This window comes from Nesterenkonia suensis, from assembly GCF_054782935.1.
This window is the reverse complement of the sequence record NZ_BAAGRN010000001.1, coordinates 258,607-281,500: the sequence shown is the minus strand read 5'-3', so window position 1 is coordinate 281,500 and position 22,894 is coordinate 258,607. Positions and strand designations below refer to the sequence as shown.

Below are 22,894 nucleotides of genomic sequence, written 5' to 3'. Positions count from 1 at the left end.
CCAGATCCGGTGTCCAGGCGCGGCCGGTAGACTGAGCGGCCGTCGCAGGACGCGCCCGCCGACCGACGAAAGGGCCTCGATGACCACCCCCGCCCCGGAGAAGACCACTCGACGACGTCGCCCCCGCCGCCAATCCCCCGCGCGTCGCCCGCGGCTGAGACTGGGCGTCGCCGGCTGGGTCGTCTCCTGGCTGCTGCCCACCGCCGTGATGGGCGGACTGCTGCTGGGACTCTCCTTCGTGCCGGGGCTGGATGAGGAGGGGTTCCTCACCCCGCTGATCCCGCTGATCGGTGGAGCCGCTGTCGCCGTCGGGATCCCCGGGACCCTGCTGGTGACCTGGCTCTACCGCCACCACCTCAACCCCACGCTGCATGTGCTCGGCTATGTGGTGGTCGGCCTGCTCTACGGCCCGATCGTGCTGCTGGCCGGCACCGGCGGGCTGATGCCCATGCTCATCCCGCTGGTCGGCTTCCCGGCCGGGGTGCTGCTCGGCATCGGACGCTGGGCCGCTCAGCCGCTGGCCACAGTGACGGACCCCGCCGCCGGGGACCGCGAGGGACGAGACGAGGAAGGACGAGACGAGGAAGGACGAGACGAGGAAGGACGAGACGATGACTGAGACTCTCGATCGCAGCACCCACCCGCCGATGGCGCTGACGATCGCCGGCTCCGAGGCCACCGGCGGCGCCGGAGCGCAGGCTGACCTGAAGACTTTCCAGGAGCTTGGCAGCTTCGGGATCATCGCCCTGACCTGCATCGTCTCCTTCGACCCGGAGGACGACTGGAACCACCGCTTCGTGCCGGTGGAGCCGCAGGTCATCGCCGATCAGATCCAGGCGGTCTTCGCCGACTACGACGCCGAGGCTCTGGACACGGTGAAGCTGGGCATGATGGGCTCCCCCGCCACCATCGCCACCGTGGGTGAGGCGATCCGGGCACGTCGCCCGCGGCACGTGGTGCTGGATCCCGTGCTGATCTGCAAGGGCCAGGAGCCCGGCCATGCGTTGGACACCGACACCGCCCTGACCACCGAGCTGCTGCCCCAGGCCACATTCGTCACACCGAACCACTTCGAGACCGAGCAGCTCTCGGGCATGACGGTGCGCAGCCGGGAGGAGCTCATCGCCGCAGCACAGCAGATCCACCGGATCTCGGGGGCCGCAGTGCTCGCCAAGGGCGGGGTGCGTCTCGAGGGACCCGACGCCGTGGACGTCTTCGTGGACGCGGAGTCCACCGAGGTGATCAGCTCCCCGAAGGTCGGGGAGCACGCCGTCTCCGGCGCGGGCTGCTCGCTGGCGGCCGCCGTCGCCGCTGAGCTGTCCAAGGGCGCGGCGCCGCTGGAGGCGGCTCGCCGCGCGAAGGAGTTCGTGACGGCAGGCATCCGCCAGCGCGTGGTCGGCGGCACTCCGTTCGACGCCCTCTGGCAGGGCGGGCTGCGCCACTGATCCCCCAGACACGAGAGAGGCCCGGGCGATGCCGTTCTCACCGCCCGGGCCGTGCACCTGACCGAGCGCCTCACCGCAGGCCGTTGCACCGAAGCCTCCGGGGTCTCCAAGCCAGGTTCTCGTGATGCACGTACACCGTATCTGTACGCCAGGAACTATTTTCCCCCGGCAACGAAGGGATCCTCTAGTCGACTTTCGTCTAGTGTTGGGCCCTGCACGCGGCGTGTCGTCCAGCCTTCCTCCAGGTTGACGCCAGCTTGCCGTCAGAACGTCAGAATCAGCGGCGCCGGAATCAGCGGCGCCGGCTCAGTCCTTCTTCAGGCCCTGCACGGTGACGACCCAGTGGCCCCGCCGGTCGAAACCGGCCCGCGCCTGGCCACCGAAGGCCGCCGCCCGATCCCGGATGCCGATCAGACCCGCCCCTGAGCTGGACCAGCGGGAGACGGCTCGTCGGTGGGAGGCCACCGTGTTCCGCACGGTCAGTCCGGCCTCGTCCTCCCCGGCCCAGACACGGATCCAGCACTCCTGCCCGGGCCCGGCATAGCGGGCCACATTGGTGGTGCACTCCTGGAGGATCCGGTAGAGAGCGGCGTGCACCGACCGGGAGAGAGCATCGAGGTCACCGTCGAGGGCACAGTGGACGGTGAAGCCCAGACCGCGCAGCTGCTGACAGAACGTCTCGGCGCCGGCACGGATCTCCAGCTCGGTGGCCGAGGACGTCGGGAGGTCCTCCTCGGCGCCGTCCTCCTGGAGCAGGTTGAGCATGCGGCGCAGGTCCTGCAGGGCTGCCCGGGAGGAGTCTCCGATGACGTCCACCGCATTGCGATAGGACTCCTCGGTGCCGGCCATCTGCGCGGCACGGGACTGCATGGCGATGATGGTGATGTCATGGGCGACGATGTCGTGGAGGTCCCGGGCGATGGACTTGCGCTCGGCGGCCACCGATTCACGGTGCTGCGCCTCGACCTCCTCCAGCTCACGCCGGGACTGCAGCCGGGCGTTGGTGACCTTACGGAAGGCCGAGCCGAGCCCGTAGGACCCCATGATCAGCAGCACCATGATCGCCATGAGCACCAGCCCGTTGGTGGGATCCTCGAGCTCGTTCGTGAGGAATCCGGTCCACGCCAGGGAGGCCACCAGCAGCGTGCGGCGGAAGAGCTTCGTGGTGACCATGGCTCCGACCCCGACCAGCAGCACCGCCAGCACCAGCGAGTAGGCCAGCCCTTCGGTGAACAGGCTGACGGCCACCATCACCAGCCCGACGACGGCGGCCCAGGTCACTCGGATCCACAGCAGCACCACACAGCCCACGCTGAGCAGCCCGGCGACGGCGATCTCCATCGGGAAAGCCTTGCCCTCGAGCATCTCCAGGATGATGTCGGAGCCCAGAGCGATGCCGAACATCAGGGTGACGACCACCAGCAGCCACTTGTTCAGGTCCCGGGCGTACCAGAACCCCTGCGACTCGAACTCCTCTGCGACACTCGGCACGAGGACAGTCTACGAGGACGACTCCGCCACCCCGGAGGTGGGCTCCAGACCTGAGCGCGTCGGACGTCCAGGTCACGCTCCTACAATCGTGCTCATGACCGACACCCCCGCCGAGGAGGTCCCCACGGTGCCGATCCCCCGCACCCCCGGGATCCGAGTGCTCATCGCCGATGACCATCCGATGATGTCCACGGCCCTGCGCACCTATGTGGACTCCACCGAGGGCATGGGGTGCATCGGCGAGGTCCGGGACGGCAAGACCGCCGTGGAGATGGTCGGGCAGCTGCTGCCTGACGTCGTCGTGATGGACATGCACATGCCCGGCACCGACGGCATCGAAGCCACGACTCAGATCCGCCGGATGTTCGACACCGTCGCCGTGCTGGCGGTGACCACGTTCTCCACGGAACGCTATGTCATTCCGGCGCTGCGGGCCGGGGCAGGCGGATACATCGTCAAGGATGCCGAGCCTGATCAGATCATCGACGCCATCCGGCAGGTCAACGACGGCATGGCGCCCTTCTCCCCGGCGGTGGCACAGGAGCTGATGCTCTCAGTGCGGGACGACCCCGCCCAGGTGGAGACCATGCTGCGCCGCTACCCGGAGCTGCCGCGCATCCCGGACCGGGAGTTGCAGGGGCTGAAGCTGCTGGCCAGCGGGCGGTCCAACGCGGAGATCGCCGCGGAGATGATCGTCTCCGAGGCGACGGTGAAGGCCTACATGGGCCGGTTGATGCAGCGCCTGGGGGTCCGGGACCGGGTCCAGCTGATCATCCGCGCCACGGAGCTCGGCCTGGTCGAGCCCTCGCTGGACTGAGCACCCGACTCGCCGAGTCTCCGTGATGCAGACCCGCCTCACCTGCTGATCGGGTTCTCCAGCTCCCCGGAGTAGATGAGCGAGCCCGAGGCGTCGTCCAGGTCCACCATCTGACGAGTGTTGCGCAGCTGCAGCCGGTTCAGGCAGGACTGCGCATAGCGGGGCACGCGCAGGTCCAGCCGACGACGGCGGCGCACCCCCTCGGCCTCCGTGGCCTCCTCCTGCTCGGTCACCACTTCGCTGACCACCTCCCAGAAAGCGGCGTGGGTGAGCACGCCGTCGGCATGCAGGATCCCGGCCAGGTGACGCAGGACCCCGCCGAAGACATCAGTGAAGATCAGCTGGGTGGCCTCGTCGTCGTCGATGATGTGCCGCATCCGGGAGATGTCCTCATCCAGCTCCCGGTCACCGATGACGGCGGCCTCCTCCCCGATGTCCTTCATGAACACCCCGGTGACCCGGCCCTGCCGCAGCCGCAGGATGATGTTCTCCCCGTGCGGCATGAAGGCCAGTTCGTGGACCTCCAAGCAGTGGAACACCGGCAGCAGATAGGCGCGCAGGTACTCGCCCAACCAGTCCCGGGGCGCCAGCCCGGAGACCTCGATGAGCGTCGCGGCCACGGAGTCGCCGCGGGCGTCCCGGTGCAGCAGGGCCGCCATGGTCATCAGTCGCTCTCCGGACTCGCCCCGCTCGGTCAGCCGAGCGATCGGGCTCTCCCGCCACAGGGCCGCCAGCATCTTCTGCTGGTCCGAGGAGGACCCCGCCCGGTGGTAGGCGTCACCGGTGTAGCCGATGGCGGCGTGCTCGCGCAGCACGTCGAAGCCGAGCTCGGCCAGGCGGGCGTCGCCGCGCACCTGGGCGGCCACCCACTCATTGATCGCTGGTGTGGCACGCATATAGGCCGGGGAGAGCCCCCGCAGGAAGCCCATGTTCTGGATGGACAGCGCCGTCTTGATGTAGGACCGCTCCGGGTGCTCGATGTCGAAGGCGGTGCGGATGGACTGCTGGGGCTGCCAGGCCCCGGGCCCCTCCCCCAGCACCACGAGATCACGCCGGGCGAGGTCGGGAGCGAAGCTGACCGCCACACGGTGGCGGAACTGCCAGGGGTGCACCGGCAGGAGCACATAGTCTGCGGGGTCCAGCCCGAGGTCATGGAGCCGAGCGTGCAGGCGGGCCGTTCCGTCGGCTCCGAGCTCGAACTCCCCATGCTGAGCCTCGGTGAGTCCGGCGCCGAGCTCCAGCCGGGTGTGGGCCCGTCGGGCCGCCAGCCACACGTAGCGGAAGCGGGCCCCCGCTTCGGGGGCGTAGGCGCGCAGATCGTCCACGCTGAAGCCGATGCGTCCGTTGGTGGCCACGAAGCAGGGGTGCCCTTCGGTCATGGCGGCCTCGGTGTGCTGCAGGTCCCCGGCGACGTCGAGGTCCCTCCGTCCGCGGGCCAGCTGGGCGGCCGAAGGGCCCCCGCGATGGTTCTTGAACGCTGCGCTGGCCAGGGTGGCGGCGACCTCCTCCAGGTAGGTCCCCAGCAGATCGTCGGGGACGCCGAGGACGTGCTGCAGCTCGACGATCAGCTCTTGGGCGTCCAGCGGACGCTGGTGACCGTGGACGACGTCATGACGCTGCAGGCTCTCCTCGTCGAGGACCCAGTGGTCCAGCGGCAGGCGACGGGCCCGGAAACGATAGATGCTCGATCCGGGGACCTCCAGCCTCCAGAAGGGCGCAGCGCCGGCGGGCTCGCCCCGGTCCTTCTCGACCACCGGGCTGATGAGCTTCTCATGGCTGAACTCTGCCAGTGCCTTGGCCACGAGGTGCCGCTGGGCGAGGGCCATATGCTCGGGCCGCAGATGCACCGTTCCGGCCTCGGCCCCCGCCGCCGAATCCGCGCCCGCCCCCGAAGCCGCCGTCTCGACGCGAGTGCCGCGAGCCAGCACGCTGAGCATGGCCCGCTTGTCCGGCAGGGTGATCTCACGCAGCTCCTCGAAGCCGACCTCGCGGTTCTTCCGGCGCACCGCATGGTTCTCCACGTCGGGCTCCACCACGATGCGGCCCGCACCCAGCGACCAGCAGTACGCGACGACGGCCCGCATGATCGCGCTGGTCAGCCCGTGGCGTCGCCGCGCGGCATCCTCCGGAGCAGGGGCGATGAGCAGATGCATGCCGAGGTCACCGGTCTCGGCGTCGTGGACGTCGGTGAGCACCACGCGAGTGGGGTCATAGGTCTCCACGTACACCAGGGCGACCCCGGCCTCCTCCCCGATCCACGCGTCCTGGGCGTCGTCGGCGGCGATCTGCTCCAGGTATCGGCGCACCTGCTCCCCGGTGAGGTCCCCCATCTGCCAGTGGTGGGCGCCCGGGTGGGTGAGCCAGCGGTACACTCGGCCGGCGTCGCTCTCCGGATCAGCGGGCCGGAACACCAGCGGCAGGTCTGAGGCGCCGGAGGCGGGCTCCTCCAGCGCGGGGTCGTCGACGATCGGCACGGCACCGGCGGCGGTGCCTCCCGTGTCTGTGGCCTGTCTCGTCTCGGACGTCTGTATGGCCTCAGTCGTCTGTGTGGTCTCAGTCGTCTGTGGGGTGATGGTCATCGTGGCACCTCCGCGGTGGTGGGGAGTCCGAACTGCTGGAAGGCGACGCGCCGCTCCAGCGGGTAGTGCTCCTCGCCGGTGATCGAAGCGAGGATCGAGGCGCTGCGCCAGGCGCCCATGCCGAGGTCGGGCGCAGTCAGCCCATGGGTGTGCTCCTCGGCGTTCTGCACGAAGATCCGCCCGCCGAGCGTGTCGATGCGGTAATCCCGCCCGACGGCGAGGCGGCCGGCGGCGTCCCTGCTGATCAGGTGTTCCACGGGCGCCAGGAAGCTCGGGTCCCGAGGCGCGTAGCCGGTGGCGAGGATCAGATGGCCGGTCTGGTGCTCGGCGTGGTCGCCCAGCTGACGATGCGCCACCCGCAGCCGGTGGACGCCGGCGGCCGCGTCCCAGCCGGCGGCAGTGACCTCTGTATCGGTGAGCATCCCCACCTCCAGAGGCTCGTGGGCGCTGAGCCGATACAGGGCGTCGTGGATCCGGTCGATCGTGGCGGTGCTGATGCCCTTGTAGAGCCCCCTCTGCTCGCGGGTGAGCTGGTCGCGCAGCGCCTCGGGCAGACGGTGGAAGTGGTCGGTGTACTCGGGCGAGGTCAGTTCCAGGGTCAGCCGGGTGTCCTCCATGGAGAAGAAGCGCGGGGACCGGGTGATCCAGTCCAGCCGCAGACCGTGCGCCCGGCGGGACTCCAGCAGGTCCAGGAAGATCTCGGCCGCGGACTGTCCGCTGCCCACCACAGTGGCCGACCCGGCGTCCAGGATCTCCTCGCGGCGGTGCAGGTAGTCCGCCGAATGGGTGGCCGCCGGTGAGGCGTCCACGTCCTCGCGCAGCGCGGCGGGCACGTGCGGGGCGGTGCCGATGCCCATCACCACGTGGCGACCCCGGTGGACCTCCACCCCGTCGGCGGTCACCGCGGTGACCACGAAGGTGTCGGTGGCGGCGTCGTGCTCCACGGACTCCACCTGTCGGCCCCAGCGCAAAGAGGGCAGCTGCTCGGCGGCCCACCGGCAGTAGGCGTCGTACTCGCTCCGCAGCGGGTGGAAGTCCTCGCGGATGTAGAACGGGTAGAGACGTCCGGTCTGCTTGAGCCAATTCAGGAAGGAGAACTCGGAGGTCGGGTCCGCCATGGTCACCAGGTCGGCGAGGAACGGCACCTGGATGGTGGCGTCGGTCAGCATCATGCCGTGGTGCCAGGCGAAGCCGTCGCGGGCGTCGAGAAAGACGGCGTCGACGTCCTCCAGAGGATGGGCCAGGCAGGCCAGCCCGAGGTTGAAGGGGCCGATGCCGATGCCGACGACGTCGTGGACCGTCTCTCCGCCGGCGTGAGCAGGGATCTGTGTGCTGGTCATCGGGCGGCCTCCTCGGCGAGGCTGGCCGGCGCGCCGGCGCGGTGACGGTGCAGGATGCGGGCGCACTCGGCGACCTCGTCCAGGCTCTGGGCCACCTGCTCAGCGGTGGTCTCCGGGTCCAGCAGGGTGAGCTTCAGGCAGGGCCGGGAGTCCAGGACGGTCTTGGCGACCATGACCCGCCCAGACTCCTGGAGCACCTGGCGCACCAGAGCGACCAGCGCATCGGCGTCCTGGTCCGCCACGGCCGCCGGCTGCCACCGGAAGAGCACCGTGGTCAGGTCGGTGGGCGCGAGGAGCTGCAGCTCAGCATGCCCCTCCACATGGCGATGGACCTCCTGGGTGAGGTCCAGCAGGGCGTCCCAGGCACGCCCGACGGCGTCGACGCCGGCCCCGCGCAGGGTGGCATAGAGCTTCAGGGCGTCGAAGCGACGGGTGGTCTGCAGCGACTTGTCCACCTGGTTCGGTTCAGCACCACCGGCGGGGTTGAGGTAGTCGGCGTGCCAGGCCCCACGTCCTAGATCAGCAGGGTCGCGCACCACCAGGGCCGAGGAGGAGACAGGCTGGAACCAGGCCTTGTGGAAGTCCAGGGTCACGCTGCGTGCGGACTCGATTCCGGCGAGCCGATGGGCCTGGCGTTCCGAGGCCAGCAGCCCGCAGCCGTAGGCGGCGTCCACATGGAGCCAGAGGCGCTGACCGCGGCAGATCTCGGCCAGTGGTTCGAGCGGGTCGATGACGCCGCGGTCAGTGGTGCCGGCGGTGGCGGCCACGGCCATCGGCACCCTGCCGTCCTCAGTGATCTCGTCGAGGACGCGCCGCAGGGCCGCCGGGTCCATGCGGCCGGCGTCGTCGGTCTCCACGGTGACGACGGCGTCGTCGCTGAGGCCCAGGAGGAGCGCGGCTTTGGCGACGCTGAAATGGCTCTGCGGGCTGGTGAGCACCACCAGCTGCTGCTGGCGCACCGCGCGGGAGGGTCCGGAAGTGCCGGTCAGGGCGGCCTCCCGAGCCAGGAACAGGGCGTGGAGATTGGACTGGGTGCCGCCGGAGGTGAAGATGCCGTCGCCGCGGCTGTAGCCGATGCGTCCGGCGATCCAGCTGATCAGGCGTCGCTCCAGGAAGGTGCCGATGCGGGACTGGTCGTAGGTGTCCACGGAGGGGTTGACGGCGGCGAGGACGGCCTCGGCCGCCACGGCGTGCACGTCGACGGGGCAGTTCAGGTGGGAGAGGTAGGCCGGATGGTGGTACCAGACGGCTTCGGCGAGGAAGAGTTCGTCGAGCTCCTGGAGCAGAGCGGGGCCGCCGATGCCGGGGGCGTCGAGGTCGACGGCGGCGGCGCGGTCGGCGAGCTCGCGCTGCGGCGTGTTCGTGGAGGGCGCGTCGGCGGAGGCGAGCCGCAGGGAGATGCGGGAGCTGACCTCCCCTATGAGGGCGTCATAGGAGCCGGTGGCCCTGGGGCGCAGGAGGGTGAGCTGATCTGGGAGGACATCGTGTGAAGCTGTCATGTGAGGTGAGCATAACTGCAATTACGTCACATACAAGTGCTGTAATCCTGTGAGGTTCCTGGAGACTGCCGGCGACGCAGGCTCCCCACCGGCGCCGGCGGCTCACCAGGCTGACATCGCAGGCCCGCCAGGATGCGGCTCCCCGGCCCTGCCCGAAGGCCGATCAGGCCCAGATGCGCCACCGCCTGCAGGGGGCAGAATGTGAGACATGTCACTCGTCTATGACGTCGCGCGTCACCCGGATCTGCGAGTCGCTGACGCGTCGCACCTACAGTGACTCTCGGGTAACATGTGGGTCAGCGCACATCACCGACCAGCTGCTGGAGGCCCTCATGCGAGCCGAGATCGACCCGGACTACGACGTCACCACGCCCCGCGACCTGGACTACTACGGGGTCTTCGACGACGTCCCTGACAAGGACCGCGCCTGGTGGACCCGCGCCCGGGAGTTCTCCACGGGCCTTGAGGAGCGCATGACGCAGTGTTGGGAGGCCGGCGACTACCCGGTGGACCTGGTCCGGGACGCGGGCGCCCGCGGACTGCTCACCGACGGCGTCGACGTCGACGGAGTGGGCGAAGGCCTGAGCACCCTCTCCCCGCTGGCGGCCGGACTGGTGAACATGGAGACCTCCCGGGCCGACGGCTCCCTGGGCACCGCGCTGGCCGTCCAGGGCGGTCTCGCGCTGCGCACGCTGGCGATGTTCGGCTCCGAGGAGCAGAAGGAGCAGCACCTGGCCGACCTGGCCACCGCCCGCACCCTGGGCTCCTTCGCGCTGACCGAGCCCACCCACGGCTCCGACTCGGTCTCCCTGGAGACCACGGCCAAGCTGGTCGGCGACGAGACCACGGGACACTATGTGCTCAACGGCGCGAAGAAGTGGATCGGCAACGGCGCCTCCGGCGGCATCACCTTCACCTGGGCCCGGGTCTCCGGCGGCGAGCACGACGGGCAGGTCCGCTGCTTCCTGGTCGACCAGAAGACCGAGGGGTACCGGGCCGAGGTCATCGACGGCAAGGCCTCACTGCGAGCCATCCACCAGGCTGTCATCGAGTACCAGGACGTTTCCCTGCCCGCCGACGCGGTGCTGCCCGGCTCCCGCTCGTTCAAGGACACTTCCAAGGTCCTCTTCGCAACCCGGCTGGGAGTGGCCTGGTCCGCCGTCGGGCACGCCGCCGCCGTCGTCGAAGCCGCGCTGAGCTACGCGACCCAGCGCGAGCAGTTCAGCAAGCGGCTGGCCGGATTCCAGCAGATCCAGGAGCGGCTGACCTGGATGACCTCCGAGCTGACCTCCATGCAGCTGCACGTGCGGAAGGTGACCGAGCTCGACGCCGTCGGGAAGCTCTCCGGCCCGCAGGCCTCGATGGCGAAGTACCACAACACCCGCAAGGCCCGGGCGATCGCTCAGGTGGCCCGCGACATGCTCGGCGGCAACGGCATCCTGCTGAAGAACAAGGTGGCCCGGCACATGGCCGACATCGAGGCCATCCACACCTATGAGGGCACCGAGTCCGTGCAGAGCCTGATCATCGGGCGCGACCTGACCGGGTATTCGGCCTTCGCCTGAGCCGCCAAGCCTCCCCGGCGGAGCCCGCCCGCGCCTAGAGTGGCAACCATGCTGCTGATCTCGATGAGCACCTCGCTGGACGGGTTCACCGCGGACCGCACCGGCGACTTCAGCTGGGGTGTGCCGAATGAGGAGCTCTTCCGCTTCCATCTGGATACGGTCCGTGCGCTCGGGGCCTGCCTGTGCGGACGTCGCCTCTACGAGGCCATGCTGCCCTGGGAGACCGACCCGCTGATGCGGGAGAACGCGCTCGGCGCGGAGTTCGCCGACGTCTGGGCCGCCCTGCCGAAGATCGTCTTCAGCCGCAGCCTGGACCAGGTGCAGGGCAACGCCCGGCTGGCACAGCGCCCCCTGGCCGAGGAGATCCCCGCGGTGCTCGCCGCCACCGAGCAGGACGTGGAGATCGGCGGCCCCACGCTGGCCGCCCAGGCCGTGGAGCTCGGGCTGGTGGAGGAGTACCAGATCTTCCGGCACCCGATCATCCTCGGCGGAGGCACTCCCCTGCTGCCGCCGGTGGACGAGGCGGTGCCCCTGGAGCTGGTGGAGAGCCGCGTCTTCGGCGGCCGTGTGGTCTACGAGCGGTATCGGCGGGTGTGAGGCCAGGGACTGAACACGGGCTGAACACGAGTTGATCTCGACAGTGGCATGAACAGTGGCATGGACCGCCGGCTCGTGTCCCCCGGCCCTCAGGCACGATCCGCTTCCTCCCACGTGGGCACCTCAGAGTGTCATGCCAGGAGATCCTCGGCGAGCAGCGCGGCACCGTGGATCGCCGATCGGTCCCCGAGGCGCGCCTGCCGGAGCTCCGGGACCTTGGGCACGGACAGACGATCCTCCAGCCTGCTCCGGAGGGAGTCGATGAGTGTGCCGCCGGACCTGGCCAGGCCCCCGCCGAGCACGACCACATCGGGCGCGCTCAGCGCCGAGCTCCACGACAGCGCGGTCGCCAGGCCCTCCAACGCGTCATCCCAGACCGATCGGGCGATCTCGTCGCAGGTGAGGCGCTCGATCACCTGCGCCGCGGAGGTCACGCGCGCGCCGCTCAGGTCGCTGTACCGGGTGGCGATCGCTCGAGCCGAGGCGACCGCCTCCAGACATCCGATGGCTCCGCAGCCGCACCGGGGGCCGAAACCGACGGGTGCGTGCCCGATCTCGCCCGCGAACCCGCCGGCGACCAGGATCTCCCCCTGGATGACCGTCGCGGCGGCGATGCCGGTGCCGATCGGCACGAAGAGCATGACGCCCGGACGAGGGCCCTCCAACGCGTCATACTCGGCCAGGGCGCCGGCGCGCACGTCGTGCCCGAACGCCACCGGCACGTCCATCACGGCCTGCAGCATCCGCTGCAACGGCACGTCCCGCCATCGAAGGTTCTCGGACAGGACTCCTCGCCCGGCGCGCTCGTCGACGATCCCGGGCACGACCACACCTGCTGCGGCCACCCGGCCCCCGCCGTCCCGGCCGGCGACGAGCTCCCGGAAGAGCTCCGCCACGGCGCCGACGACGCCTGCCGCACCCATGGGGGTGGGCATGCTCAGCGAATCCAGGACCCGTCCCTCCTGCACCACGCCTGCCTTGATGCTGGTCCCGCCGACGTCCACACCGAGCACCGGCGCCCGTCCCCGCCGAGGGCCGGGAGCATCAGATCCCCGCCCGTCAGACGACATGGGTGCCGGTTCTCGACTGGTGTCCAGCGAAGTAGGCGACCGTCGCCTCATCCACTCCCGGAACGTCGACCGCTGCACCTCCTCCGCGGAGGGACTGCGTCGCTGCGCAGCCGGTGGCGACAGCATCCCGCGCGGCCACCGGAGACGTCTGTGTGGGCGCTCCCCTCCCGATGAAGGCGAGGAACTCCGCGATCAGCCGGGGATCGGCTCCCCCATGTCCGCCGCTCTCTGATTCCACGGTCACCTCACGGTCGGCGTCAAGGCGATACCCGCTGCGACCGCTGTTCCAGACCTTGATGACAGCACCTTCACTGTCTCCGAAGTTCTCCAGCCGGCCATGAGTCCCGATGACCGTGTAGTTCCGCCAATAGTCCGGCGTGAAATGGCACTGCTGATAGCTGGCCAGCACACCGTTGTCCAGCTGCATGTGCACCATGGAGATATCCTCGACGTCGACGACGTCGTTGAGTCCGGTCTGCTCGGCCGGCGGCCACTGCGTGGGGTCGAACCATTCGCCGAGCAGTTTCTCCCCCTGACCGCCACGGGATTGGATCCCTCCATAGATCGCCAGCGCCCCCATCGCGTTGACGCGTTCGGTGCGCCCTCCGGCCAGCCAGTGGATCACGTCGATGTCATGGGCACCCTTCTGCAGGAGCAGGCCCGTGGTGTTGCGACGATCGGCATGCCAGTCCTTGAAGTAATAGTCCCCGCCATGTCCCACGAAATGCCGACACCAGACAGCCTGCACCTCGCCGATCTCCCCGTCCGCGATGAGCCGCCTCATCGCGGTGACCACCGGCATATGGCGCATGTTGTGCCCCACGAACACCTTGGTCCCCGTGTCACGGGCCACCTCCAGGACGCGGTCGCACCCTTCAGCGGTGATGGCCAGCGGCTTGTCGACGAAGACCGGCACGCCCTGCCTGAGACAGGTCACCGTGATCTCTTCGTGCGTCCAGTCAGGCGTGGTCACGAGGACGGCGTCCACTCCGCTGGCCAGAAGCTCCTCCACCGACGCGAACGCCTGCGCCTCAGGATGGGCCTCCTTGCCGCGTCTCCGACGGTCGGGCAACGGGTCACATACACCGGTGACGACCGCGGCGGTCTCGGACGTCTCCACGTGCTGGGCGAGCCCGCTGCGCAGGCCCAGGCCGATCAGGCCGATGCGCAAAGGAACAGTGGACATAGGGGTCTCCTCGTGATCAGGCTGTCGCCGAAGTTCGGCGTCGGACGTGGCTGTCGACCTCGTCGGCGTGGACGCACCGCACTTGATGGCTCTCGGCGACGCTGTCCAGCTCCGGGGGTTCATGACAGATCTCGGTGGCGAAGCTGCATCGGGTGCGGAACCGGCACCCGGGCGGCATGTCCAGCGGTGTGGGCGGGTCACCTTCCACCAGATCAGCATGCCTGTGTTGACCCGCATATCGCAGCTCCGGCGCGGAGGCCAGCAGGGCGTAGGTGTAGGGGTGGGCGGTCTCGTCATAGACCTGTCTGGTGTCGCCGAACTCCACACACTGGCCGAGGTACATCACCATCACCCGCTGCGCCAGGTTGCGGACCACGTGGAGGTCATGGGCGATGAACAGATAGGACAGGCCGAACTCCTTCTGCAGGTCTCGTAGCAGGTTCACCACCTGCGCCCGCACCGAGACGTCCAACGCCGATACGGCTTCGTCACAGACGATCACCCGAGGACGGACCGCCAGTGCCCGGGCGATGCCGACGCGCTGCTGCTGTCCCCCGGAGAGCTCATGCGGGTACCGGGAAGCGTGCTCCGCCTTCAGCCCGACGACGTCCAGGAGCTCGTCGACCTGTGCCCGGACTCCCTTCTCGGTCACCAGATCCGGATGGATCCTGAACGGTTCGGTGATGATCTGCCGGACCGTCCTCCGCGGATTCAGCGAACCGGAGGGGTCCTGGAAGATCACCTGGATGCTTCTGCGCATCTGCTTCCGCGCCGTCCGGTCCAACGTGGCCACGTCGACCCCGTCATAGTAGAGGGTGCCCGAATCCGGCTTCTCCACACCGGCCAGCAGCCGCCCCAGGCTGGACTTTCCGCAGCCGGACTCCCCGATCACCCCGATGGTCTCTCGCTCATGGAGCTCCAGGTCGACCGAGTCCACAGCGGTGAGGTGCCGCTTGGGCAGCAGGGGAAGCCGACGCCCGACCGGGTATGTCAGGGAGACCGATTCCAGACGCAGTATAGGTGTGCTCATGATGTGACCCCTGAGGCGAAGTGGCATGCGGATAACCGTGGTGTGTGCGCAGAGCCCGCATCGAGACTCTCCACAGGTTCCAATCGAGGGCGGAAGCCGGTGCAGATGTCCTGGGCCATGCCGCAGCGCGGCGCGAAGGAGCATCCCGGGGGAAGGTAGGCCAGATTCGGAGGAAGTCCTGGGATGGTGACCATCGGTTCCCCCGGCTCACCGCCGACTGATGCGGCGGCCAGTCCGCGCGTGTACGGATGCGAGGGAGCCGCCAGCACCTCTCCGGTCCGTCCACGCTCGATGATCCGCCCGCCGTACATCACCGCCACATCGTCGGTCATCTCACTGATCACCGAGATGTCGTGGCTGATCAGGATCAGCCCCATCCCACGGCGTTCCTGCTCCTCCTTGAGCAGATCCAGGATCTGCGCCTGGACCGTGACGTCCAGAGCGGTGGTCGGCTCATCAGCGATGACGAGATCGGGATCCAGCGCGAGTGCGATCGCGATGCAGATGCGCTGACGCATGCCGCCGGAGAATTGGTGCGGGTGGTCGTCCACCCGGCGTTCCGCTGCGGGGATCCTGACCCGTCTCATCATCGCGATCGCCGCCTTGCGCGCCTCGACCCGGCTGTAGCCGCGATGAACCCGGTACATCTCTCCGATCTGCCTCCCCACCGGCTGGACCGGGTTCAGCGCAGAGAGCGCATCCTGGAAGATGATCGAGATCCTGGAGCCCATAATCCGCCGTCGGCTCCGTGCATCGAGCCTCAGCAGGTCGACGTCGCCGAAGTGTGCATGGCCCGCGTCGATCTGCGCGCGAGACGTCGGCAGCAGCCCCATCAGGGATTTGACCGTCACAGATTTCCCGGATCCCGACTCGCCCAGGACTCCCAGCGCGTGGCCTGGCTGGACGTCGAAGGAGACGTCCCTCACCACGTGAGCGGGATGTCCGCGATGGCGAAAGGTCACATTGAGGTTCTCGACGGAGAGCAGGGGCCGCGGCCCTCCGCCGTCGGAGCCGGCCACCTCACCGATGCCTGTGGTCGTCGTGCTGGTCATGAGACTCAGTCCTTGGGGTCGAGTGTGTCGCGCAGGGCCTCACCGAAGATCACGAAGGACAGCACGGTGAAGGTCAGGAAGATCGCCGGGTAGACCATCAGGTGAGGCGCCAGGGTGATGAAGGCCTGGGAGTTCGCCAGCTGCAGTCCCCACGAGATGGCGGGCGGCGAGAGGCCGACCCCGATGAAGGTCAGTCCGGCCTCGGCGGCGATGGCCGTGCCCACCCCGAGCGTCTGGAGCACCAGCAGCGGCGTCAGCGAGTTCGGCACGACATGCTCCCTGATGATCCGGAGGTCGCTGGCTCCGAGCGTCCTGGCTGCCGTGACGTACTCCCGCTCACGCACGCTGAGCACGCTCGCCCGCATGAATCGGACGCCCCCAGGCCAGGAGAAGGCGGCCAAGGCGAAGGCCACGGTCCAGATGGTCCGGGCTTCGAAGAGCTGCAGGATCACGATCGCGGCCAGGATGAACGGCAGGCCGAAGAAGATGTCGACGGTCCGGGAGACCACCGCATCCATCCAACCTCCGTAGTAGCCTGCGAGCGCACCGAGGATGGTGGCGATGACGAACGTGACCCCCGTCACAACCAAGCCGATGATCACCGATGTCCGGGCCCCATAGACGACATGGGTGTAGTAGTCACACCCTTGAGTGTCCCGTCCGAACCAGTGCTCGGCACTGGGTGCCTCGTTTCGCCTGGCGATGTCACAGTCCTGGAAGGGACCAGGCCCGAATCCCGTGAACAGCTGGGGCCAGAGTGCCATGAGCAGCACGATCCCCACCAGCAGCCCGGTCACCCACATCGCCCGCGGACCGCGCCACAGCCGGCTGAGTCTCCACCGCCGTCGCTGCCGGAGAGAAGGTGCCTCTGTCATCGTCATATCTGTTGACATTGCTGTCCTCTCACTTCAGCCGCACGCGGGGGTCGACGACCCCGTAGAGCAGGTCGACCACGAGGTTGAACACCAGATACGCCAGGACCAGCATGGTCGCGATGCCCACCACTGTGGTCCCCTCTCCGTTCTGGATGGAGTCCACCATGAGCCCGCCGATCCCCGGCAGGTTGAAGACCGATTCGATGATGACGGTTCCACCGAGCATGCCTGCCAGGCTCAGCCCCAGATACGTGATGACCGGCAGCATCGCGTTGCGCAGCCCATGCCCCCAAACCTGGCGCGTCCCGGAGAGCCCCTTGGCCTTGGCCATCTGCATGAAGTCTGCGTTGATGACGTCCACCAGGGAGGTCCTGGTGAGTCGGGCCAGCCCTGCGGCGGATTCCAGCGCGATGACCAACGCCGGAAGGATGAACGCCAGAGGCCAGCCGGATCCGACTCCGGCCACGGGCACCCATCCCAGGGAGAGCCCGAACAGCCACTGACCGCTCAGCGCCAGGACGAAGCTGGGGACCCCGAGCATCACCACGGTGAACGTCAGCGCTGCGTAGTCGAAGGTGCCGTTCTTCCGGAGCCCCGCCACCACACCGATCGTGATGGAGAGGAGGATCTTCATGACCCAGGCCGTCAGGGCCAGGGACAGAGTCACGGGCAGTCGTTCCCGGACGACGTCCAGGACGGGCCGTCCGTAGAAGTCGATGCCGAAGTCTCCCTGAAAGACACCAGCCATGTAATGGGTGTACTGAACGAGGAAGGGATCATCGAGCCGATAGGCCTGCCTGATCTGCTGGACTGCCGATTCCGGCAACGGGCGGTCGCCCGCCAAGGAGGCGACGGGGTCTCCAGGAACCAGGAAGGTCAGCGCGTAGATCAGGAACGTCGCTCCGAAGAGCACCGGCACCATCTGGAGCAGTCGATTGAAGGTATAGACAACCATGGGAGTCTCATCCGCCCGGCCTCCGGCGCCAAGTGGCGCCGGAGGCCGGGTCTGTGATCGAAGGTCAGCAGTCCACGTCGGCGCGGTAGAACTGGATGTCGCCCTGGACATCGTTCATCTTCGCGCAGCCACCCTGCAGTCCGTAGTCGATCGGGATGAACAGGGGGATCGCCGGCTGATCCTCCAGCACCCGCTGCTCGGCCTCGGCGTAGGTGGCGTTGCGCTCCTCCTCGTCCTGTGTGCCCCGGGCCTCGGAGATCATCTGGTCGACCTGCTCGTCGCTGTAGCCGGCGGCGGCGTTTCCGGGACCGTCCGTCTCATAGGTGCTCATGTACTGGTCCGGGCTTCGGTAGGACCAGCCCCACAGGCCGAACGCCACGCCCTCGAGCTCCTGGCTGTTGGTCTTTTCACTCAGCGTGGCCGGCATCAGCGGGTCGAAATTGATCTTGATGTCGAGCGTGTCGGAGATCTGCGTGCCGATGGCCTGGACCAGCTGCTGGTCGTTGTCGTTATAGTGGATGGTCAGCGAGTCCACGCCGTCGGTGTCGGCGAAGATCTCCTGAGCCCGCTCGGGATCATAGGTGCAGTACTCGCAGGCACCCTCCACGTAGGACCCGAGGTCCGGGGTGACCAATGAGTCGGACGCGAGCGCGTGCCCGTCGAGGACCGAGTCGGCTAGGGTCTCCCGGTCGATGGACAGCGAGATCGCACGCCGCAGGTCAGGATCCTGAAGCTCCTCCACGTACCCGGGCACCATCAGCCGGAACTGTTTGCTCGCCAGGCTGGCCTCGTAGAGGACGCCGTCCTCGAGCTCCTGCTCCGCACGCGAGACGGTGGTCGCCGGAACGTTGCGGATCATGTCCAGATTCCCGGCGGCGAAATCAGTGTAGGCAGACTCCGGAGATGTGTATTCCTTGGCCAGGAGCCGGTCAGCCTCTCCCGAAAACTGGGGGGCACCCGGGAAGTCATCCCAACGCTCCAGCTCGACATGCTGATTCTCCACCCGCTCCACGAAGCGGTAGGGACCATTGCCGACAGGGTCAGCCTCATAGGCGTCGAAATCCTCGAAGGCGACCTCCGGCAGGGGACACGTGCTGTTGGTGCTCAGGACCTTGGGGAAGTCTGCATTGGGTTCGTTGAGCTCCACGGTGAAGGTCAGGTCGTCGATGACATCCAGTCCGGAGAGCTCATCCCCCTCCGGCTCTTCACCGTCGGTGGGGTTCAGCTCGGAGTAGCCCTCGATGACCGAGAAGGTTCCGTTGGACTGCCAGGCATTTGCGCCCACCGCGGCGACGTTCCATGCGTCCACGTAGGAGTGAGCCGTCACGGCGGAGCCGTCGTGGAATGTCCAGCCCTCCTCCAGGGTGATCGTCCAGCTCTGAGCGTCCTCGCTGTCCACGTCCCCAGCCACGAGGTTCTCGTACTCCTGCGTCTCCTTGTTCATCTCGACGAGATTGGCGCACAGCGCCATGCCGATCTGAGAGCCGATGTCCCGCAATGGGTTCAATGAGGTCGGAGTGCCGGTCTGGAAGCTCAGCTCCACCTCACCGGACTCGGCTTCCCCGTCGCCGCCGGTGCCTCCGTTCTCGCCACATCCGGTCAGGACCAGCACAGCTGCTGCCGCCGTCGGCAGCGCCTTGCCTGCAATGTTTCTGAAGGTCACGTCATCCCCCTAGTCGGATTGGGAACCCGCTCGAACATCACGTGCCGAGAACGGCCGCCCACTGCATGCCTGGTCCCCACCCTCAGGTGTGGTCCCGAGCTTCTCCAGCGGGAAGCGCCTCGATGACGTGATGTGATCCTCCTAACGAGCGAATCTGCAGTAATACTCACTCATTCCATCAGCTGAAGTCAATAACGATCGTAGAATCCACCTCATTGTGAGTGCAGCTGCACGATATGTCGCCCTAACGATCACTATCTGTCATACTGTGGCAGAAGCGTACGACCACGTCCGGAGTGCGCCTCCATCCCCCCCCGATCCCTGGAGGTACCGCCAGTGAAGGCGCTGTACAAGTCCCAGGCCGGGCCCGGCCTCGAGTTCGTCGATCGCCCGGATCCAGCCTGCGGCCCGCATGACGTCGTCATCCGAGTGCTGATGACCGGGATCTGTGGGACCGATCTCCATATCGTCGACTTCGACGACTCGGCGGCCGAGATGCTCACCCTTCCCCTGATCCCGGGCCACGAGTTCTACGGCGAAGTCGTCGAGACCGGCAGCATGACAGAGCAGGTCCGCGCCGGGGACCGGGTCTCCGGAGAAGGCCACGTGGTGTGCGGGTCCTGCCGGAACTGTCGTGCGGGTCGTCGGCAGATGTGCATCCGCACCGAGTCCCTCGGGGTCCAGCGCGATGGCGCCTTCGCCGAGTATGTGGTCCTGCCGGAGGCCAATGTGTGGGTGCACGACCACGAGGAGATCACCCCCGTGCTGGGAGCCCTCTTCGACCCGTTCGGCAACGCCGTGCACACAGCACTTGCGTTCCCGGTGATCGGCGAAGACGTCCTCATCACCGGGGCTGGCCCCATAGGGCTCATGGCGGCGGCGGTCGCCCGACACGCCGGGGCGCGCCATGTGGTGCTGACAGACGTCCTCCAGGAACGCCTGACCATGGCACCGCATGTCGGCGCAGACCACGCGGTGGACGTCTCGACCGGATCCGCCCGGGCAGCGCAGGAGACGCTGGGGATGGACGAGGGATTCGACGTCGGCATGGAGATGAGCGGACACCCCGCGGCACTGCGAGAGCTCGTGGACAACATGAACCACGGAGGATCCGTGGCCCTCCTCGGCCTGCCCAGCACGCGAGCGGACTTCTCCTGGGCTCGTGTCGTGACCCGCATGCTGACGCTCAAAGGCATCTATGGGCGGGAGATGTTCGACACCTGGCACGCCATGAGCGCCATGCTGCAGTCCGACGCCCGACTGCGCGCACAGATCAGCTCCGTGGTGACCCATGAGTTCCCGGCCTGGGACTGGCGGGAGGCCTTCGCCACCGCCGCCTCCCGCACCGCGGGCAAGGTGATGCTCGACTGGACGCAGCTCCAGGCGCCCCAAGACCCGGCCGGCGACCCCTGAGACCGCTCACGATCAGGCCCTCCGGCACCGACGACGAAGGACACACCCATGTACACCTTCAAGGACCAACTGGATCAGGAGCTGTCCACCATGCGGCGCTCCGGACTCTACAAGCACGAGCGCAGGATCCACTCAACCCAGAACACGCACCTCGTCACCAGCGAGTCGCCTGAGCAGGCTCCCACAACGGTGCTGAACTTCTGCGCGAACAACTACCTGGGCCTGGCCGATGACCCCCGCCTGGTGGCGGCCGCCAAGTCCGCTCTGGACGAGCGAGGGCTTGGCATGGCGTCCGTGCGATTCATCTGCGGCACCCAGGACATCCACCTGGACCTGGAACGGCTCGTCTCGACCATGCTCGGTGTCGAGGACACGGTGCTCTTCCCCTCGTGCTTCGACGCCAACGGCGGAGTCTTCGCCTCGCTGCTCGATCACCGGGATGCGGTGGTCTCCGACTCTCTGAACCACGCATCGATCATCGACGGCATCCGGCTCTCGAAGGCTCACCGCTTCCGCTATGCCAATCGAGACCTCGACGACCTGCGCTCGCAGCTCCACCGGTCCCGGAGCATGAACGACGGCGCCGGGCCGCGGCGCACGCTCATCGTGACCGACGGGGTCTTCTCGATGGACGGATACCTCGCTCCGCTGCCCGAGATATGCACCCTGGCGGAGGAGTTCGGCGCTCTCGTGATGGTCGATGACTCGCACGCCGTCGGGATCATGGGGCGGACCGGGGCCGGAACCCCAGAGCACTTCGGCGTCTCGGACAGGGTCGACATCTGCACCGGGACCTTCGGCAAGGCACTCGGTGGTGCGTCGGGGGGCTACGTCGCCGGTCCTGCCGGCATCATCCAGGTGATCCGTCAACGGGCTCGCCCCTACCTGTTCTCCAACTCCATGGCACCGGCGATGGTCGGCGCTGCGGCTCAGGGCCTCAAGCTGGTGGCCACCGCGACCGAGCCTCGCCAGCGGCTGCATGAGAACGCCGCCCTGTTCCGTCGGCGCATGGGTGAGGAGGGCTTCGAGCTGCTGGATGGAGATCATCCCATTATCGCCGTCATGTTCCATGACCCGATCGTCACGAGCGCCATCGCCGAGGACCTCATGCTCCGCGGTGTCTACGTGACGTCCTTCAGCCACCCTGTCGTCCCCCATGGAGAAGCGAGGATCCGAGTCCAGATCTCCTCGATCCACACCAGCGACGACATCGAGACCTGTGTGCGAGCCTTCGTCGAATCCAGGAGGAACGCCCTCTCCGACCAGCCCCATGCCCCTGTTGCCTCTGTCCAGACCCGACCCACCACTGAGAGCGAGAGACCATGATCTCCCCCGTCCAGCCCCTCGCCACCATCACCGGCCAGGAGATCCTGTCCCAGCCGACGACGTGGCGACAGGCCGTCCAGACCGCAGAGACGACCACCGCGACCACGCCGCGGCGAGGAGAGTCCGTTGCCGTCGTCGGCTGCGGCACCTCCTACTACATCGCGATGGCCTACGCCCGTCTGCGCGAGTCCTCGGGTCACGGAGAGACCGATGCCTTCCCTGCGTCCGAGTTCCCGCCCTCCCGGCGGGGATCCTATGACAGGGTCGTCGGCATCACGCGTTCAGGCACGACCACGGAGGTCATCGATCTCCTGCGGGAGGTCGACAGTCCCACGCTGGCCCTGACGGGAGTGCCGGGCTCACCTGTGGTCCATGCGTCCCAGGACGTCATCACCTTCCCCTACGCGGACGAACGATCCGTCGTCCAGACGCGATTCGCGACGACCGTGCTGGCCTTCCTCCGAGCCACTCTCGGAGAAGATCTCACCGCCGCCATCCACGATGCGGACACCGCGATGGACATCGATGTCGATGCTCTGCTCCACCTCCACCAGGTGAGCTTCCTGGGTTCGGAGTGGACCACCGGTCTCGCCGAGGAGGCCGCGTTGAAGTGCCGCGAGGCCGCGCAGCTGTGGACGGAGTCGTATGCCTCCATGGAGTACCGTCACGGCCCCAAGGCGATCGCGGAACCTGGACGAGGCGTGTGGACCTTCGGGGCGCTTCCCGCGGGCCTCGGTGACGAGGTCTCCGCCACCGGCGCCGACCACATCAACCACTCTGGCCTGGACCCGCTGGCCCAGCTGATCGTGGCGCAGCGGTTCGCCGTCTCCATGGCCTGCCGACGCGGACTCGACCCCGACAACCCACGGAATCTCAGCCGGTCCGTGGTCCTGGACGAGAGCCCCTCCGCCTGAGACTCCGATCGGGGCCGCAGCTCTGCGACGGCCTCGGCCCGACACCGCGGAGCCCGGCTCCGGAGTCCGCAGAGATG

Annotated in this window: 19 protein-coding genes; 8 read left to right on the top strand and 11 right to left on the bottom strand. The window is 68.0% G+C overall.

Annotated elements, in window-relative coordinates:
- The first annotated feature begins 79 nt into the window (after positions 1-79).
- Together ACYVKI_RS01200 and ACYVKI_RS01195 are read left to right on the top strand one after the other, a co-directional pair.
- Positions 80-619 carry a hypothetical protein gene (locus tag ACYVKI_RS01200; protein WP_460688523.1) on the top strand — a complete coding sequence of 180 codons (540 nt, stop codon included), beginning with the start codon at positions 80-82 and terminating at the stop codon, positions 617-619.
- Positions 612-1,445: a hydroxymethylpyrimidine/phosphomethylpyrimidine kinase gene (locus ACYVKI_RS01195; RefSeq protein ID WP_460688522.1), complete on the top strand. Its 834-nt coding sequence runs from the start codon at positions 612-614 to the stop codon at positions 1,443-1,445. The genes ACYVKI_RS01200 and ACYVKI_RS01195 overlap by 8 nt, the downstream gene beginning before the upstream one ends.
- 306 nt (positions 1,446-1,751) lie before the next feature.
- Here the strand turns inward: ACYVKI_RS01195 and ACYVKI_RS01190 are convergent, their stop codons facing one another.
- Positions 1,752-2,936: a sensor histidine kinase gene (locus tag ACYVKI_RS01190; protein ID WP_460688521.1), complete on the bottom strand. Its 1,185-nt coding sequence runs from the start codon at positions 2,934-2,936 to the stop codon at positions 1,752-1,754.
- 94 nt (positions 2,937-3,030) lie between these two features.
- On the opposite strand from ACYVKI_RS01190, the gene ACYVKI_RS01185 reads away from it, so the two are divergent.
- Positions 3,031-3,753, top strand: a complete 723-nt coding sequence (locus tag ACYVKI_RS01185) for a response regulator transcription factor (protein WP_460688520.1) — start codon at positions 3,031-3,033, stop codon at positions 3,751-3,753.
- Between the two features lie 38 nt (positions 3,754-3,791).
- Here ACYVKI_RS01185 and ACYVKI_RS01180 read toward each other — a convergent pair whose 3' ends face one another.
- The 3 genes from ACYVKI_RS01180 to ACYVKI_RS01170 are packed head-to-tail and all read right to left on the bottom strand — an operon-like array spanning position 3,792 to position 9,171.
- On the bottom strand, positions 3,792-6,332 hold the full coding sequence (locus ACYVKI_RS01180; protein ID WP_460688519.1) for a GNAT family N-acetyltransferase: 2,541 nt from the start codon (positions 6,330-6,332) through the stop codon (positions 3,792-3,794).
- Positions 6,329-7,672, bottom strand: coding sequence for a lysine N(6)-hydroxylase/L-ornithine N(5)-oxygenase family protein (locus tag ACYVKI_RS01175; RefSeq protein ID WP_460688518.1), 1,344 nt, complete (start codon positions 7,670-7,672; stop codon positions 6,329-6,331). The genes ACYVKI_RS01180 and ACYVKI_RS01175 overlap by 4 nt, the downstream gene beginning before the upstream one ends.
- Complete coding sequence (locus tag ACYVKI_RS01170; RefSeq protein ID WP_460688517.1) at positions 7,669-9,171, bottom strand: pyridoxal phosphate-dependent decarboxylase family protein; 1,503 nt, start codon at positions 9,169-9,171, stop codon at positions 7,669-7,671. The genes ACYVKI_RS01175 and ACYVKI_RS01170 overlap by 4 nt, the downstream gene beginning before the upstream one ends.
- Positions 9,172-9,503: 332 nt before the next feature.
- On the opposite strand from ACYVKI_RS01170, the gene ACYVKI_RS01165 reads away from it, so the two are divergent.
- Positions 9,504-10,736: an acyl-CoA dehydrogenase family protein gene (locus ACYVKI_RS01165; protein ID WP_460689373.1), complete on the top strand. Its 1,233-nt coding sequence runs from the start codon at positions 9,504-9,506 to the stop codon at positions 10,734-10,736.
- A 48-nt stretch (positions 10,737-10,784) separates the two neighbouring features.
- The gene (locus ACYVKI_RS01160; RefSeq protein WP_460688516.1) at positions 10,785-11,333 is read left to right on the top strand and encodes a dihydrofolate reductase family protein; all 549 of its coding nucleotides are present in this window, start codon (positions 10,785-10,787) and stop codon (positions 11,331-11,333) included.
- 131 nt (positions 11,334-11,464) lie between these two features.
- Here ACYVKI_RS01160 and ACYVKI_RS01155 read toward each other — a convergent pair whose 3' ends face one another.
- The 7 genes from ACYVKI_RS01155 to ACYVKI_RS01125 all read right to left on the bottom strand — a co-directional run bounded on the left by ACYVKI_RS01155 (position 11,465) and on the right by ACYVKI_RS01125 (position 19,164).
- Positions 11,465-12,346, bottom strand: coding sequence for an ROK family protein (locus ACYVKI_RS01155; RefSeq protein ID WP_460688515.1), 882 nt, complete (start codon positions 12,344-12,346; stop codon positions 11,465-11,467).
- Positions 12,347-12,392: 46 nt separating this feature from the next.
- Positions 12,393-13,589, bottom strand: coding sequence for a Gfo/Idh/MocA family protein (locus ACYVKI_RS01150; RefSeq protein ID WP_460688514.1), 1,197 nt, complete (start codon positions 13,587-13,589; stop codon positions 12,393-12,395).
- Between the two features lie 16 nt (positions 13,590-13,605).
- The gene (locus ACYVKI_RS01145) at positions 13,606-14,619 is read right to left on the bottom strand and encodes an ABC transporter ATP-binding protein (RefSeq protein ID WP_460688513.1); all 1,014 of its coding nucleotides are present in this window, start codon (positions 14,617-14,619) and stop codon (positions 13,606-13,608) included.
- Entirely contained in the window at positions 14,616-15,671 is a 1,056-nt protein-coding gene (locus ACYVKI_RS01140; RefSeq protein WP_460688512.1) for an ABC transporter ATP-binding protein, read from the bottom strand. The genes ACYVKI_RS01145 and ACYVKI_RS01140 overlap by 4 nt, the downstream gene beginning before the upstream one ends.
- Positions 15,672-15,676: 5 nt before the next feature.
- Positions 15,677-16,546 carry an ABC transporter permease gene (locus tag ACYVKI_RS01135; RefSeq protein ID WP_460688511.1) on the bottom strand — a complete coding sequence of 290 codons (870 nt, stop codon included), beginning with the start codon at positions 16,544-16,546 and terminating at the stop codon, positions 15,677-15,679.
- Positions 16,547-16,574: 28 nt separating this feature from the next.
- Complete coding sequence (locus ACYVKI_RS01130) at positions 16,575-17,501, bottom strand: ABC transporter permease (protein WP_460688510.1); 927 nt, start codon at positions 17,499-17,501, stop codon at positions 16,575-16,577.
- Positions 17,502-17,565: 64 nt separating this feature from the next.
- A complete protein-coding gene (locus ACYVKI_RS01125; RefSeq protein ID WP_460688509.1) occupies positions 17,566-19,164 on the bottom strand; it encodes a peptide ABC transporter substrate-binding protein in 1,599 nt (532 codons plus the stop codon).
- Positions 19,165-19,500: 336 nt separating this feature from the next.
- On the opposite strand from ACYVKI_RS01125, the gene tdh reads away from it, so the two are divergent.
- The 3 genes from tdh to ACYVKI_RS01110 are packed head-to-tail and all read left to right on the top strand — an operon-like array spanning position 19,501 to position 22,817.
- On the top strand, positions 19,501-20,577 hold the full coding sequence (gene tdh / locus ACYVKI_RS01120; RefSeq protein WP_460688508.1) for an L-threonine 3-dehydrogenase: 1,077 nt from the start codon (positions 19,501-19,503) through the stop codon (positions 20,575-20,577).
- Between the two features lie 48 nt (positions 20,578-20,625).
- Positions 20,626-21,903, top strand: a complete 1,278-nt coding sequence (locus tag ACYVKI_RS01115) for a glycine C-acetyltransferase (RefSeq protein WP_460688507.1) — start codon at positions 20,626-20,628, stop codon at positions 21,901-21,903.
- Positions 21,900-22,817, top strand: a complete 918-nt coding sequence (locus tag ACYVKI_RS01110) for an SIS domain-containing protein (RefSeq protein WP_460688506.1) — start codon at positions 21,900-21,902, stop codon at positions 22,815-22,817. The genes ACYVKI_RS01115 and ACYVKI_RS01110 overlap by 4 nt, the downstream gene beginning before the upstream one ends.
- Positions 22,818-22,894: the final 77 nt, after the last annotated feature.

Bases quoted from the DNA above. Each gene is read 5' to 3' on its own strand.
- ACYVKI_RS01200 (WP_460688523.1), top strand. From the start codon at position 80: ATGACCACCCCCGCCCCGGAGAAGACCACTCGACGACGTCGCCCCCGC.
- ACYVKI_RS01195 (WP_460688522.1), top strand. From the start codon at position 612: ATGACTGAGACTCTCGATCGCAGCACCCACCCGCCGATGGCGCTGACG.
- ACYVKI_RS01185 (WP_460688520.1), top strand. From the start codon at position 3,031: ATGACCGACACCCCCGCCGAGGAGGTCCCCACGGTGCCGATCCCCCGC.
- ACYVKI_RS01180 (WP_460688519.1), bottom strand. From the start codon at position 6,332: ATGACCATCACCCCACAGACGACTGAGACCACACAGACGACTGAGGCC.
- ACYVKI_RS01175 (WP_460688518.1), bottom strand. From the start codon at position 7,672: ATGACCAGCACACAGATCCCTGCTCACGCCGGCGGAGAGACGGTCCAC.
- ACYVKI_RS01170 (WP_460688517.1), bottom strand. From the start codon at position 9,171: ATGACAGCTTCACACGATGTCCTCCCAGATCAGCTCACCCTCCTGCGC.
- ACYVKI_RS01165 (WP_460689373.1), top strand. From the start codon at position 9,504: ATGCGAGCCGAGATCGACCCGGACTACGACGTCACCACGCCCCGCGAC.
- ACYVKI_RS01160 (WP_460688516.1), top strand. From the start codon at position 10,785: ATGCTGCTGATCTCGATGAGCACCTCGCTGGACGGGTTCACCGCGGAC.
- ACYVKI_RS01150 (WP_460688514.1), bottom strand. From the start codon at position 13,589: ATGTCCACTGTTCCTTTGCGCATCGGCCTGATCGGCCTGGGCCTGCGC.
- ACYVKI_RS01145 (WP_460688513.1), bottom strand. From the start codon at position 14,619: ATGAGCACACCTATACTGCGTCTGGAATCGGTCTCCCTGACATACCCG.
- ACYVKI_RS01140 (WP_460688512.1), bottom strand. From the start codon at position 15,671: ATGACCAGCACGACGACCACAGGCATCGGTGAGGTGGCCGGCTCCGAC.
- ACYVKI_RS01135 (WP_460688511.1), bottom strand. From the start codon at position 16,546: ATGACAGAGGCACCTTCTCTCCGGCAGCGACGGCGGTGGAGACTCAGC.
- ACYVKI_RS01130 (WP_460688510.1), bottom strand. From the start codon at position 17,501: ATGGTTGTCTATACCTTCAATCGACTGCTCCAGATGGTGCCGGTGCTC.
- ACYVKI_RS01115 (WP_460688507.1), top strand. From the start codon at position 20,626: ATGTACACCTTCAAGGACCAACTGGATCAGGAGCTGTCCACCATGCGG.
- ACYVKI_RS01110 (WP_460688506.1), top strand. From the start codon at position 21,900: ATGATCTCCCCCGTCCAGCCCCTCGCCACCATCACCGGCCAGGAGATC.